We start from the raw sequence: 13,975 nt of genomic DNA, 5'->3' as shown, positions 1-13,975 counted from the left end.
ATTCAGGCTGCCAGTTCGATGACGAGATTGAGATCGGGATCGACGCGCGCGACATGCGACGCCTTCAGCACCGCGCAACTGCTGTGTTCTTCGATGACCGCCGGCCCGACGATCGTCGCGCCGACCGGAATCTGCGTGCGCGCGAATACCGGCAGCGTGCGCGCGTGGCCGTCGAAATACACGTCGCGGGTGCGCACCGGCTGCGGCAGCGCGCCGCCATCGGCGCTCGCGACCGAGCCGCGCCAGCCGGTCGTCGTCACGAGTTGCAGCCGCACGTTGGCGACCATCACGGGCTTGTCCTTGCTGATGAAGTTCCATTGCCGCAGATGCGCATCCTCGAAGGCCTGCGCGAGCGCCGCGCGGATGCCCTGCGCATCGGCCTGCACTTCGACGGTGATCACATCGGGCTGGCCGGCATAGCGGCAATCGGCGAGACGCACGGCCTTCACGCCTTGCGCTTCGACGCCGTGACGTTCGAGCTCGTTCATGCCGAGCGCTGCCAGTTCGTCGAGCGCGGCGTGCAGGGTCGCGTCGTCGATCATCGCGAGATCGCTTTCCAGCGGACGCTGATAGTCGTATTGCTGGTCCGCGACCGTCATGCCGAACGCGCTGAAAAGACCCGGCAGCGGCGGAATCACCACGCGCCGGATGCCCATTTCGTGCGCGAGATCGACCGCGTGCACCGGCCCCGCGCCGCCGTAGCAGATGTAGGAGAACTCGCGCGGGTCGTAACCGCGCTCGACCGTCATGATGCGGATGGCCTGCGCCATCAAGGCGTTCGCGACCGAGCGCACGACCTGCGCGGCTTCGGGCACGGAGACGCCGAGCGGCTTCGCGACGACTTCATCGACGACGCGCCATGCGGCTTGCGCATCGAGCTTGAATTCGCCGCCGAGGAAGCTGTCCGGATCGATATAGCCGAGCACCAGATTGCAGTCCGTGACGGTCGGACGCGTGCCGCCGCGCCCGTAGCACGCCGGTCCGGGATCGGCGCCCGCGCTCTCCGGTCCGATGCGCACGCCGCCGCCCGCGTCGATCCACACGATCGAGCCGCCGCCCGCGCCGACCGAATCGATGTCGATGCTCGGCGAGCGCACGGTGTAGGTGTGCAGCAGGCTCTTGTTGCGCAGTTCGGGACGCGAGTCGCGGATCAGCGAGACATCGAAGGTCGTGCCGCCCATGTCGCCGAGAATCGCGTTCTTCAGTTCGCTCTTCTCGCAGTTGCGGATCGCCGCCGAGACGCCGCCCGCCGGCCCGGATTCGAGCAGTACGATCGGCTTGTCCGCGACCATCGCCGGACTCGCGAGCCCGCCGTTCGACTGCATGAAAAGGAACTTGCCCGCGAAGCCGTGCTGCGCCAGCGCGTTGATGAGCCGGCCGATATAGCGTCCGCAGACCGGGCCGAGCATCGCGTTGATGACCGTCGAGCTCGCGCGCTCGTATTCCATCGATTCGGGATTCACTTCGTGCGACGCGCACACGAAGCGCTCCGGCAACAGGCGGCGCAGCGTATCGACGGCTTCGCGTTCGTGCTGCGGATTGACGTGCGCGTGCAGGAAACACACGGCGACGGCCTCGATATCCGACGCGCGGATCTGTTCGGCGAGCGCTTCGAGCTGCCCGTGATCGAGCGGCGTTTCGATGCTGCCGTCATGGCGCAGGCGCTCGTTCACTTCGAGCCGCCAGCGGCGCTCGACGAGCGGACGCGGATTGTCGAACAGCAGATCGTAGAGATCGGCGCGGTCGTGACGCGACACGCGCCTGAGTTCGAGGATGTCGCGAAAGCCGCGCGTGGTGACGAGCGCGGTCTTGGCGCCAGTGCCTTCGACGACCATATTGGTCGCCATCGTCGTGCCGTGGCCGATGAACGCCACGTCGGCGCTGCTGGTGCCCGAGAGTTCGAGAATCTTGCGAAAGCCTTCAATCGTGCCGATGACGCGATCCTTCGGCGTCGTCGGCACCTTGGTCGACCAGATGCGCCCTTCTTCGTCGTCCACCATCACGACATCGGTGAAGGTGCCCCCGACATCGAGTCCGATTCTTTTCAATTTGCCTCTCTCCTGTGGATGCGTGATTTCTGGTTCGCTTGCCGAGGCCGCGTGTGTTCCGGCATGATCGAGCCGCGCCGTCGAGCGCCCGGCTGTGACGAACATCGACCGAGCCAGTTTAAAGAGGCATCGGCGCGGCCAGATAATGAAACCTTCCGATCAGGTGAGACGCTGGAGTTATATCGGTGATAACCAGTATCGATGCGATATTGAGGCGGCTGCGCGGCAATCACGTCGCGCTTTTGATCGCGCTCGACGACCACGGGTCGTTGCGCAAGGCGGCGCAGCAGGTGTCGCTCTCGCAGCCCGCGACGACCAAGTCGCTGCGCGAAATCGAGGCGATGTTCGGCACGGAACTGTTCGCGCGCTCGCCGCGCGGCATCGTGCCGAACGAACTCGGACGCTGCGTGATCCGTCATGCGCGCGCGGTGCGCTCCGAGATCGGCGCGCTGCGCGACGAGCTTGCGGCCATCATGCGCGGCGGCGGCGGCATGCTCGCCATCGGCGCCGTGATGGGCTCGATGCCCGAATGGCTCGCGCCCATCCTGCGTGCGCTGCGGCACGTGCAGCCGGACGTGTCCGTCGAGGTCTGGGAGGACAACAGCGCGCGGCTCTTGTCGATGCTCGATCAGCGTCTGCTCGATCTCGTCATCGGGCGGCCGAGCATCAGCGTCCATCCGGAAGCTTACGATTTCATTCCGCTCGAAGTAGAGGAAGTGTGCCTGGTGGTGGACGGCGCCGATCCGCTGGCGAGCGTGCAGCGCCTGACGCTCGACGAGCTTGCGGACAATCCGTGGATCGTGCCGCAAGCCGCCCTGCCGATGCGCTCGCTGCTCGAGCAGCTTTTCGACGACGCCGAGGTGCCCTTTCCGCGTTACGCCATCGAAACGTCGTCGACGTTCGCAACGTTGTCGTTGCTGCGAGCCAGCGTTGGGACCGTCGCGCTCATGCCGCTGAAAGTCGCGCAGTACTTTCAGGCGCACGGCATGATGGCGGTGCTGCCGATTCGCATAGAACGGCGCGGCGCGCCCTACGGCATCGCAACGCGCCGCGGCGCCACGCCGACGGCGCCGGTGCAGAGGTTCATCGAGTTATGCAAGGAGAAGCGGGACGAGCAGCTTCATCGCAGCGACATCTGACGATGAACAGCCCCGCCCACGATTCAATGCGACGAAACATAGAGCGACGGCCCCGCCTCCGGCACCGCGAAATGCCGCTTCATCCTGCGTAATTCTTCGGAAGGCGTGCCGCCGAAGAGCCGCTTGAACTCGCGGCTGAACTGCGACGCGCTCTCATAGCCGACGGATGCGCTCGCCGCTGCCGCGGTCATGCCTTGCCGCGCCATCAATAGCCTCGCCTGATGCAATCGCGTCGACTTGATGTACTGCAGCGGAGACGTCTTCGTGGCCGCCTTGAAGTGCATATGAAACGACGGCACGCTCATTGCCGCTTCCCTTGCGAGCGATTCGATCGTCAGCGCCTCGGCATAGCTCGAATGGATCTTGCGCAGCACTCTGGAAATTCGCCCAAAGTGTCCGTCCAGGTCGAGCGCCGCGCGCATCGAAGCGCCCTGCTCGCCGATGAACACGCGAAAGTAAATCTCCCGCACCAGCGCCGGCCCCAGTAGCGCGGCTTCGAGCGGGTCGCGCATCGCGTCGAGGAACCGCAGCATGGTTTCGCCGAGCGCCAGATCGAGCCGCGTCGTGGCCATGCCGCCCGGCTCGCCCGGCACCACGCCGTTGCGCTCGTCGATTTGCAAGAGCACGTCGGCGGCAATCGCCGGATCGAGACGCACGTACACCGCGAGCAACGGTTCGTCGGCGGTGGCGTCGGTTTCCATCGAGAACGGCAGCGGCAAAGCGACCGCCAGATAGTGCTGCGCATCGTAGACATAGACCGTGCTGCCGAGATAGCCGCGCTTGCGGCCTTGTGCGATGACGACGATGCCGGGCTCGTACAGCACCGGCGTGCGCGTCAGCGGGCGGTTCGATCGCAGCAGGCGAATGTCCGGCATTGGCGTCGCGTTGTAGCCTTCGTTCGGCGCCAGTTCCAGGAGCCGGCTCACCATCGAAGCGTGCACCCGAGCGAGTGCTGCGCCTTCGGTTTCCATCGCCGGCAATCCGGGAAAGCAATGCGTTTTCATGCTTCGAGTTCGATCAAGGCGTGTTCATAGAATCGGGCAAGCTTCGCAGACGATCACGCGTTCTCGTCACGACGCCACATCCCTAACATTCGATCATGCATCCGCATCCGTGAATCGCGTTGCGCCGATGCGCCGAGCAGTCTCACTTACTTCGGAGAAAAGCATGATCGATGTACTCAATCCCGCCGACGGCACGCTCGTCGGGCAAGTCGAACATCATTCGGAAGCGCAGGTGCGCGCGGCCATCGATCGCACATGCGCGGCCTTTCCGGCGTGGTCGCGCACCCTCGCGCGCGAACGCAGCGCGCTGCTGCGTAAATGGTTCGATCTCGTCAGCGCCGACAAGACCGCATTCGCCGAACTGATGTGCCGCGAGAACGGCAAGTGCCTTGCGGAAGCGTTCGGCGAAATCGAGTATGGGCTGGGCTTCGTCGAATGGTACGCGGAGGAAGCGAAACGCGTGTACGGCGATACCATTCCCACGCACGCGAAAGACGCCGCGGTGATCGTCACGAAAGAGCCGGTCGGTCCGGTCGCGGCGATCACGCCGTGGAATTTCCCGCTCATGATGATCACGCGCAAGGTGGCGACCGCGCTCGCGGCGGGCTGCACGATCCTCCTGAAGCCTGCCGAGGAAACCCCGCTGACCGCGTACAAGCTGCTCGAATACGCGCGCCGCGCCGGCATTCCGGAAGGCGTGTTCGAAATGGTGACCGGCGACCCGGTGCAGATCGGCACGCTGATCACCGATGAACCGCGCATCCGGAAGATCTCGTTCACGGGCTCGACCGCAGTCGGCAAGCTGCTCGCCGCGCAGTGCGCGGGCACGCTGAAGACCATGACGATGGAACTGGGCGGCAACGCGCCGTTCATCGTCTTCGACGATGCCGATCTCGACGAAGCCGCACAAGCGCTCGTGTCCGCGAAGCTGCGCAACAGCGGGCAGGTCTGCATCTCGCCGAACCGCGTGTATGTTCAGGCGAGCGTGCACGATGCCTTCGTTGAGCGCGTCAAGGCGCTCGTCGAAGCGATTCCGGTCGATCAAGGGTTGCAGGAACGGTTCGTCGTCGGTCCGTTGATCAATCGCGCGGCCATCGACAAGGTCGGCCAGCTCGTCGACGATGCGCGTGAACGCGGCGCCCAGGCCGTGCTCGGCGGACATCCGCACGCGAAGGGCGGACTCTTCTACGCGCCCACCATCCTCGTCGATGTCGCGGACGATATGCCGATCGCCTCGACCGAAATATTCGGACCCGTCTTCCCGATCTATCGCTTCTCGAGCGAAGCCGAGGTCATCGCGCGCAGCAACGACAGCGAATATGGTCTCGTCGCCTATGCGTTCACGCGCGATCTGGGCCGCGCGTTCCGGCTGTCGCGCAACATCGAAGCGGGCATGGTGATTCTGAATTCCGGCTCGGTCGGCACGGCGTCGGTGCCATTCGGCGGCGTGAAGCAATCCGGCTACGGGCGCGAAGGCAGTCATCATGGAATCGAGGAATATGTGCACGTCAAATACACGCTGATGGGCGGTCTCGCCTGAACGACGCGAGGCGCGACATCGCGATGCCGCGCCTCGCTTCACCTCTTAGCGCACGGGCAACTGGGCCGCGTCGGCAGGACTTGCGCACTGGACGTCGCGATTGCGCTGACGGATGAGCCGATCCTGCCGCAGTCCCCAGAAGAACGTGACGGCGAGACAGGGCAACAGCGACGCGATCGAGTACCCGACGCCTGCGAGCGGATTGCCCGTCAGGTTGACGAGCGAAAGACTGATCAACGGGAGAAACCCGCCGAACAGCACATTGCCGAGCTGTTGCGACAATCCGAAGCCCGTGGTCCTGCTTTGCGGCGGAAAACATTCGGCGATGAACGCGGGCAGCGGCGCCATGATCATCGCGGTCAACACCGCCAGCAACGCGACGAGCAGCGTCACCGTGGCCCAGCCGCCCGCGAGCGCATTCGTCCTGATGCCCGCGAACGCCGGATACGCCGCAAGTATCCACAGCACGATGCCGATCAACATCACGCGCGCGCGGCCGATGGCATCGGACAGCCGGCCGAATACCGGATAAAGCGGCGCAGCCACGACGATCGCGACACCGAGGCACAGATTCGCGCGCGCGGGATCGACCTTCAACACGTTCTGCAGGAAGTACAGCATGTAGACGATCGACGTATAGAGCGACACCGACGTTCCGCCTTGCGCGCCGAACATCGCGACGAGAATCGCCTTCCACGACGTCGCGCTCGACAACGTGTCCTGCAGCGGCGATTTCGACAGACGGCCGGCCTGCTTCATCTCCGCGAACACGGGCGTCTCGGTCATGCCGAGCCGGATCCATGTCGCCACCGCGACGATCGGCGCCGAGATCAGGAACGGAACGCGCCAGCCCCAGGATTCGAATGCCGCTGCATCGAGCGCGAACTTCAGCGCCGACACGATCGCGAGCGCCAGCAGCAGGCCGAGGCTCGCGGTACTTTGCAGCACGCTGGTCGCCATGCCTTTGCGGCCTGCGGGCGCATGCTCCATCACGTAGACCACCGCGGACCCGTATTCGCCGCCGAGCGCGATGCCTTGCACCACGCGCAATGTGATGAGGCCGATCGGCGCGAGCACGCCCGCCGCAGCGTACGTCGGCAGGCAGCCGATGCCCACCGTCGCGATACCCATGATCGCGAGCGTGATGACGAAGGTCTTCTTGCGTCCGATCCGGTCGGCCATCGGGCTGAAGATGATCGTGCCCAGTGGCCGCGCGACATACGCGATGCCGAACGTGGCGACACCCGCCATCGCGGCGACGGTCCGGTCCGTCGATGGAAGAAACAAGTGCGTGAGCGTCGATGTCAGCGCGACATAGACGAAGAAATCGTAGTACTCGAGCATCGTGCCGAGGCTCGATGTGGCGATGATCCGCAGCATGCCGGGCTTGGCATATCGGGCGCCGGAATTCGTGGACATGGTCGTCTCCTGTGATTCGGTGTGTGAGGCCCCGCGCGTTCGACGCAGTGGCCGTATCGGCGCATCAGTTGTGCGTGCGCTTCTTCGCCGCCTGCTGTTCCAGAAACCGGCCGACCGCCTCCTTGTGCTCGCGACCGCACAACAGAATGGCCTGCATGCTCGCCGCCATCTCGAGCGTCGCCGGGAGCGAAGCATCGGCCGCTTCGCGCACGAGCCGCTTCGCCATGCGCAGCGCAATCGGCGGGTTGTGCGCGATGTGCTTCGCCAGTGACAGCGCCTCGCTGTCGAGCGCATCCTCCGGCACGACCTTCGACACGATGCCGAGGCCGAGCGCCGCGTCGGCGTCGATAAACTCGCTGGTCAGCGTCAGTTCGAGCGCCTTCGCATAGCCCACCATTCGCGCGAGGAACCACGATCCGCCGATCCCCGACACCAGTCCGAGCCGCAAGAAACTTTCTGCGAACACGGCTTTCGTGCTCGCTAAGCGGATATCGCACATCAACGCGAGATCGCAGCCCGCTCCGACCGCGGCGCCGTTGACCGCGCACACCGAGGGCACGTCGAGACTGCTCAGCGCGCGCGTGATCCTGTGCAGGCTGCGATGCAAGCGGTCGCGTACGTCCTCGACGCTGCCGCTCATGAGGTCGCTGCCGCTTTGCATGTCCTTCACATTGCCGCCCGTGCAGAAGTGCCGCGAGGACGAACGCAGCAGCACGCAGTGCACGTCGCGCCGGTCGTTGACCTGTTCGAGCGCGTCCGACAATGCCTCCGTCATCGCGACGTCGAGCGCGTTGCCGTCGCCGGGACTGTTGAGCGTGAGCACGAGCACGCCGTCATCGACGGACGACTCGACCCGTGAATTGGCATCATTTGGATAAGCTGACACGAAGCATTCTCCCATTGATTCGGATACCTACTTATTTTGGAATTCGGCCTGACGGCGTTGCAGAAACGCGGCCATGCCTTCTTTCTGATCGGCGAGCGAGAAGCCCGCATGAAACAGCCTTCGCTCGAACAACAGACCTTCCGACAGCGACGACTCGAACGCGCGATTGACGGCTTCCTTGATCGCGACGATCACCGGCAGCGAATGACGCGCGATCTGTTCTGCGACGCGCATCGCTTCGTCGATCAGCCGCTCCCGGGCGACGACCATCGACACGAGTCCGTAAGCCAGTGCCTCGCTTGCGCTGAGCGGCTCGCCGGTCAGACACGCGAGCATCGCCGTCGATTTGCCGACCGCGCGCGGCAAACGCTGCGTGCCGCCCGCGCCCGGCACGATGCCGAGCTTGATCTCGGGCTGGCCGAAGCGCGCGTCGGCGGCGGCGATGACGATGTCGCACATCATCGCCAGTTCGCAGCCGCCGCCGAGCGCATAGCCGCCTACCGCCGCGATGAGCGGTTTGCGCACCGTGCGGATACGGTCCCAGCTACGTCCGATGTAATCGTCCGAGAATGCGCTCGCGTAATCGAGCTTCGACATCGCGACGATGTCCGCGCCGGCGGCGAAGGCCTTATCGGACCCTGTCAGAACGGTCGCGTGAACCTGCGGATCGGCTTCGTTGCGCAGCAGGACGTCGATGAGCTGATCCATCAACGCGCCGGTCAGCGGATTGAGCGGGTTGTCCGACGCGAGACGCACGAGCGCGACGTGCCCGCGTCGTTCGGTTCGGATCATCGCGGCGCTCATGCGCTCACCTTGCGGTCTTCGTCGCACGTCTCGCGCGGTGCGCGGCCCACGCGGATCACGCCCGCGTTCAGCAGTCCCGCGATCTCGCTTTCAGCGAAGCCGTATAGCTCCAGCATGTGCAACGTGTGCTGGCCCGTCAGCGGCGCGGGCAAATCCGGCGCGCCCGGCCGGTCGGATGGACCGAGCGCGAAGCCGTGCGTACGCATCGCGCCCGCGACCGGATGATCGATCGTCTGCGCCAGTCCGCATTCGGCGTACTCCGCCGATTCGATGACATCGCCGTAAGTTGCGACGGGCGCGCAGAGAATGTCACGGGCCGCGAGCCGATCCATCCACTCCGCAGTCGTGCGTTCGACGAAACGCGCCGCGAGCATGTGATGCAGTGTCGCGCGATGGCGCACTCGATCGTCGTTCGTGGCGAATCGCGGGTCCGCTTCGAGTGCGGGCGTTGCGAGCACCTCACATAACGCGTGCCATCGTTCCGGATGGTAGGCGACGACCATTATCCAGCCGTCCCGCGTCGGAAACGCTTCGTTCGGGCACGCATAAGGCGCGGCGCTGCCGGTCTTGTCCGGCTCGCGCCCGGACGCGAAGAACGCAGCGAAGCCGATCTGCTGCAGCATCAGCGTCGCGTTGTAGAGACTCACGTCGAGATGCTGCCCGCCGCCGCCCGCGCGGACCTGATGCAGCGCGCCGAGAATCGCGATCGACGCGAGATAGCCGCCCATCATGTCCGCGACCGGGATCGGGACTTTCAGCGGCTCGGCGCTCGTCGCGCCGAGCGTGCTCATCAGACCGCTGACGGCCTGGATCACGCCATCGACGCCAGGCCGCGTGCGATTCGCGCCCGTCTGACCGAACGCGGAGATCGAGCAGTAGACGAGCCGCGGATTCAGTTGCCGCACGGCGTCGAAGTCGAGTCCCATCGACGCCATCACGCCCGGCCGGAAGTTTTCGACCACCACGTCCGCCTCGCGCAGCATGCGGCGAACGGCTTCGCGCCCGGCTTCGGCTTTCAGATCGATCGCGACGCTGTACTTGTTGCGGTTGACGCTGATGAAAGCCGGGCTTTCGCCGCTTATCCACGGCGGCCCGATGCGCCGCCCGATCTCGCCGCCGGGCGGTTCGATCTTGACGACGTGCGCACCGAGATCGGCGAGCGTCATCGAGCAGACCGGTCCGGCGAGGACATGCGAGAAATCGATCACCCGCACGCCGTTGAGGCTGTCTCTTGGCATTTGTGATTGTCCTGTCTGGAGACTCGCCACCGCGACGAATCATGCCGACGAGAATAGGGACTCGCCGGCCTTCCGGACAATCGACAATTTAGAAACGACCCTTTGACTTTTTGTTAAAAGGTCGGCGGCGCGCAAGCATTATTCGTTGAGCAACGTGACCAGCCATCGGCGGAAAATCTTCAGTGCATCGGATTGCGGACGCTCCGCTGGCCACGCGAAGTAGTAGGTGTGATGCCCGCGATCGAGCTCGAATGAAAACGGCGCGACGAGCAGACCGCTTTCCAGTTCGGCGCGCACCAGCGCCTTCTGCGCGATCGCGACACCGTGTCCTTCGATTGCCGCCTGATACGCGAGCAGCGACGTTTCGTAGCGCATCTCACGGCGTCGTCCGTTCAATGGAAGGCCCGCTGCCTTCAGCCACAACGTCCAGTCTTCCGGCCGCGCGAGCGTGTGCAAAAGCGTTTCGCCCTGCAACTGCGAGCGGGCTTTGACCTGTCTCGATGGCGCGGCGACAGGCACCAGTTCGTTCGCGATGAGGCGTTGCACGCGCAGGCCGGCCCACTTGCCATCGCCGAGCTGGATGCCGGCGTCGATGTCCTCGCGCGCAAAGTTCAGCGGAGCCGGCGATGTCGTGAGTTGCACGTCGATATTGTCGTGCAGCCGATGAAAGCTCGCGAGACGCGGAATCAGCCAGCGCACCGCGAACGTCGCGGGCGAGCGGATCTTGAGCACGCGCGCACGCCGCTCGGACGAACGCAGGCTGTCGGTGGCTTCGCGCAGCGATGCGAACAGCGGCATCAGTTCGGCCAGATATCGCGCGCCCGCCGACGTCAGTTCCAGCCGCCCTTTCACGCGCTCGAACAGATCGACGCCCAGGTAGGCTTCGAGCGTGCGCACCTGCCGGCTGACGGCGGCGGGCGTCACGGCCAGCTCGTCAGCGGCCTTCGAAATGCTCAGCAGGCGTCCGGTCGCCTCGAACGCCCGGGTCGGATTCAATGGGGGAAGCAGTGTGCGACGTTCCATAGCGTGTCCGTGTGGAAGCATTTCCGGATTGTGGCGTGAAATGCCCGAAGACAGGTTCTGCACACGGCTAATCGCCGGAGAGTGGAACACGGAAGGGCAGTCGCTCACTTAACCACGGGCCGGCATGGAATGGAACCGTGCAATCCGGCAAATGAGCCAGGAGGCTATTATTCCGCGCCAACTGCTCAGGGGCTGTCCTTCATCTCGCGCAGATGCTTGTAGACCGTCGCGCGTCCCATGCCGAGCACCTTGGCGACATAGTTCGCCGAGCTCTTGCCTTTGAATGCGCCTTGCGCGTGCAGCGCCTCGACGAGCTCGCGCCGATGGTCGCGCGTGAGCGAGTTGAGCGCGATCTGCCGCTCGCGCAGCCAGCCATGCAGGAACGTGTTGATGCGCTCCTGCCAGTCGTCCTTGAAAAGCTCGACGGGCTGCGCGACGACGCCCGCGCCGCGCAGGAAGAGATCGAGCGTCGAGCGCATCTCCTCGAATGCCGCGATGTTGAAGTTGATGCACATCACGCCCGCTGCATGGCCCGCGTCGTCGAAGAGCGCCGTGCTCACGCAGCGCATGCGGCGCCCGTCCCAGTTGAGCTTCTCGTACGGTCCGACGAGACGATCGCGCGCTGTCTCCTCGACATCCTCCAGCGCCGAGTCGTCGCCGATCTCGCGCTTGGAGAGATTGTTCGACAGATACGCGATGGTCTGGTCGGAGAGATCATGGATCACCACTTCCGCATAGGGAAAAAAGAGCGTCGTGATGCTGTCCGCGATGTGCGCGTAGCGCGCGAGCAGCGCTTCGCGCGCGGTTTCGTCGGACTTCGGCGTCTTGCGTCGTGGCATGGAGATAGGCATGAGTTCGGAGCGGCGAAAACCGATGATACCGCTAGGCCGCCGCGCGCAGCTTCGCGAGATGAACATAGAGCGCGTGCGCGACCGCCATGTCCTCTAGGCCGAGCCCGATCGAGCGGAAGAACACCGCACGCTCATTCGAAGGTGCGGGACACGCGTCGCGTGCGAGCTCCGCAAGGTCGCCGCGTATCGCATCGGGCGACCAGCCGTGACGTTCGCGCGCGATCACCATTTCGCCGGCGCTCGTGGGCGTCGTCTGCCGATAGTCGCAATAGACCTCAAGCGCGTTCAGCGCGGCCGGGTCGATCTCGTGCGCGCGCGCGACATTCGTGCTGATGGAGGTGATCAGCGCGGGCTTCGTGAGCGCATCGAGCGCGAGCACCGGCGTGCCCGAGGACGTGCACAGCATCACGACATCCGCGTCGCGCACGCAGTCGGCCACCGAGGGCGCGACGCGCACGCGTGCATCGAGCGCCTGTATCGCGCCCGCGCCTCGCTGGTCAGGCGCGGCGAATGGATGCGAATCTCCGACCATTCGCGCAACGGCGCGACATGCCGCAGATGCGCGAGCGCAACGCTCCCCGAGCCGATGATCGCGAGCCGCTCGCTCGATGCACGCGCGAGCCGGTCGACTGCGAGCGCCGTCGTGCCCGCCGTGCGCTCGGTGGTGAGGAGCGCGGAATCGCACCACATGAGCGGCGCGCCCGTGCGCATCGACATGAGCGCGGTCCACGCGGTGACGATCGGCGCGCCAGGCTGCGCGACGTAGGGCGAGAGCTTCGCGCCGAACACCTCGTGCTTCGCGAGCACGCCGAGGTAAGTAATGAAATCGCCGGCATCGCGCGGAAAAAGCGTGAGCGTCTGCGGCGGCTGCACGGCTTCGCCGCTACCGAGCGCGGCGAACATGTCTTCGAGCGCGCCGCGGATATCGAGCGAAGGCAGCGCCCGCCGCACGTCTTCTTCATGAACGATGAAAGGCGTCTGCGGGGCGCGTGCGCTTTCCCGCGCTTCTTCGGACAAGGAAATCATTCGACAACCTCCGGTTCGTGGCCGTTGCAGGACCGCTTCGTCTAGCGCGTCATGACCGCATCGGCGTGGACATTTTTGTCCATTCTAGACTTTTATTTTATTTTCGGTCTATATTTCGAGTGAGCGCGCGGCGATTCACCGCGCGCCTGGCGCAAGACAGCGACGGTGCGGGTTCACACACGACTTTTGGTGACGACAATGAACTGGAAGATGATCTGCTTCGCGGGCGCGGCGAGCCTCGCGTTCACAACTGGCCTGGCGCACGCGGAGTCGCCGACCTTGCGATTCGGCGTCGAGGCCTCCTATCCGCCGTTCGAGAGCAAGACGCCGTCCGGCCAGCTCGAAGGCTTCGACATCGACATCGGCAATGCCGTGTGCCAGCGCATCAAGATGAAGTGCGTGTGGGTGGAGAACAGCTTCGACGGGCTGATTCCGGCGTTGCAGGCACGCAAGTTCGACGCGATCAATTCGGCGATGAACATCACCGGCAAGCGCAGGCAGGTGATCGACTTCACGCCGCCCGTCTATGTCATGCCGATCCAGATGGTCGCCAAACGCGACGCGAAGCTGCAGCCGACGCCCGCGAGCCTCAAGGGGAAGTCGGTGGGCGTGCTGCAAGGCTCGACGCAGGAGGATTACGTGCGCAAGCACTGGGCGAGCGAGGGCGTGCAGGTCGTGACGTATCAGAGCCAGGATCAGATCTTCGCGGACCTCACCGCCGGGCGGCTCGACGGCGCCGTGCAGGAAGTGCAGACCGCGATCGACGGCTTCCTCGCGAAACCCGAGGGCAAGGGCTTCGATTTCGCGGGCGGCGCCCTCACCGACCCGTCCACGCTCGGCGAAGGCACCGGCATCGGTTTGCGCAAGGACGATGCGGCGTTGAAGGCCAAGGTGGTCGCCGCGCTGGACGCACTGAAAAAAGACGGCACGCTGAGCGCACTGTCGCAAAAGTACTTCAAACGCGACATCATTGCGAAATAGGCACTTCATCAGGCAT

Annotated in this window: 11 protein-coding genes and 1 pseudogene; 3 read left to right on the top strand and 9 right to left on the bottom strand. The window is 64.9% G+C overall.

From position 1 onward, the window contains the following. Positions 1-2 precede the first annotated feature (2 nt). On the bottom strand, positions 3-2,048 hold the full coding sequence (locus tag AWB76_RS32405) for a hydantoinase/oxoprolinase family protein (protein ID WP_061164213.1): 2,046 nt from the start codon (positions 2,046-2,048) through the stop codon (positions 3-5). Between the two features lie 185 nt (positions 2,049-2,233). Here AWB76_RS32405 and AWB76_RS32400 point away from each other — a divergent pair, with 185 nt between their 5' ends. Beyond that, positions 2,234-3,187 (top strand): LysR family transcriptional regulator, encoded by a 954-nt coding sequence (locus tag AWB76_RS32400; protein WP_061164194.1) that lies wholly within the window; start codon positions 2,234-2,236, stop codon positions 3,185-3,187. A 23-nt stretch (positions 3,188-3,210) separates the two neighbouring features. Here AWB76_RS32400 and AWB76_RS32395 read toward each other — a convergent pair whose 3' ends face one another. Beyond that, positions 3,211-4,191, bottom strand: coding sequence for an AraC family transcriptional regulator (locus AWB76_RS32395; protein WP_082864577.1), 981 nt, complete (start codon positions 4,189-4,191; stop codon positions 3,211-3,213). A gap of 163 nt (positions 4,192-4,354) precedes the next feature. Between AWB76_RS32395 and AWB76_RS32390 the strand changes: the two genes are divergently transcribed. Next, positions 4,355-5,731, top strand: a complete 1,377-nt coding sequence (locus AWB76_RS32390; protein ID WP_061164193.1) for an NAD-dependent succinate-semialdehyde dehydrogenase — start codon at positions 4,355-4,357, stop codon at positions 5,729-5,731. A gap of 45 nt (positions 5,732-5,776) precedes the next feature. On the opposite strand, the gene AWB76_RS32385 is transcribed toward AWB76_RS32390, so the two are convergent. From AWB76_RS32385 to AWB76_RS32355, 7 genes and pseudogenes are all read right to left on the bottom strand, one after another. After that, entirely contained in the window at positions 5,777-7,150 is a 1,374-nt protein-coding gene (locus tag AWB76_RS32385) for an MFS transporter (protein ID WP_061164192.1), read from the bottom strand. Positions 7,151-7,214: 64 nt separating this feature from the next. Beyond that, positions 7,215-8,036: an enoyl-CoA hydratase-related protein gene (locus tag AWB76_RS32380; RefSeq protein ID WP_082864579.1), complete on the bottom strand. Its 822-nt coding sequence runs from the start codon at positions 8,034-8,036 to the stop codon at positions 7,215-7,217. Between the two features lie 27 nt (positions 8,037-8,063). Continuing rightward, positions 8,064-8,840, bottom strand: a complete 777-nt coding sequence (locus tag AWB76_RS32375) for an enoyl-CoA hydratase-related protein (RefSeq protein ID WP_061164190.1) — start codon at positions 8,838-8,840, stop codon at positions 8,064-8,066. Next, a complete protein-coding gene (locus tag AWB76_RS32370; RefSeq protein WP_061164189.1) occupies positions 8,837-10,078 on the bottom strand; it encodes a CaiB/BaiF CoA transferase family protein in 1,242 nt (413 codons plus the stop codon). Before AWB76_RS32370 ends, AWB76_RS32375 begins: the two co-directional genes overlap by 4 nt. Positions 10,079-10,216: 138 nt before the next feature. Beyond that, the gene (locus tag AWB76_RS32365) at positions 10,217-11,101 is read right to left on the bottom strand and encodes a LysR substrate-binding domain-containing protein (protein WP_061164188.1); all 885 of its coding nucleotides are present in this window, start codon (positions 11,099-11,101) and stop codon (positions 10,217-10,219) included. 185 nt (positions 11,102-11,286) lie between these two features. Further along, positions 11,287-11,952, bottom strand: a complete 666-nt coding sequence (locus tag AWB76_RS32360; RefSeq protein ID WP_374729962.1) for a helix-turn-helix transcriptional regulator — start codon at positions 11,950-11,952, stop codon at positions 11,287-11,289. A gap of 31 nt (positions 11,953-11,983) precedes the next feature. Next, positions 11,984-12,978 (bottom strand): annotated as a pseudogene (locus AWB76_RS32355) (ornithine cyclodeaminase family protein). 198 nt (positions 12,979-13,176) lie between these two features. Between AWB76_RS32355 and AWB76_RS32350 the strand changes: the two are divergent. Next, the gene (locus AWB76_RS32350; protein ID WP_061164186.1) at positions 13,177-13,959 is read left to right on the top strand and encodes an ABC transporter substrate-binding protein; all 783 of its coding nucleotides are present in this window, start codon (positions 13,177-13,179) and stop codon (positions 13,957-13,959) included. Positions 13,960-13,975 lie beyond the last annotated feature (16 nt).

Origin of the sequence: Caballeronia temeraria, from assembly GCF_001544795.2 — a bacterium.
In the GTDB taxonomy this organism is placed as follows: Bacteria; Pseudomonadota; Gammaproteobacteria; order Burkholderiales; family Burkholderiaceae; genus Caballeronia; species Caballeronia temeraria.
The sequence above is the reverse complement of the archived record's forward strand: the minus strand, read 5'-3'. Positions and strand labels throughout refer to the sequence as shown.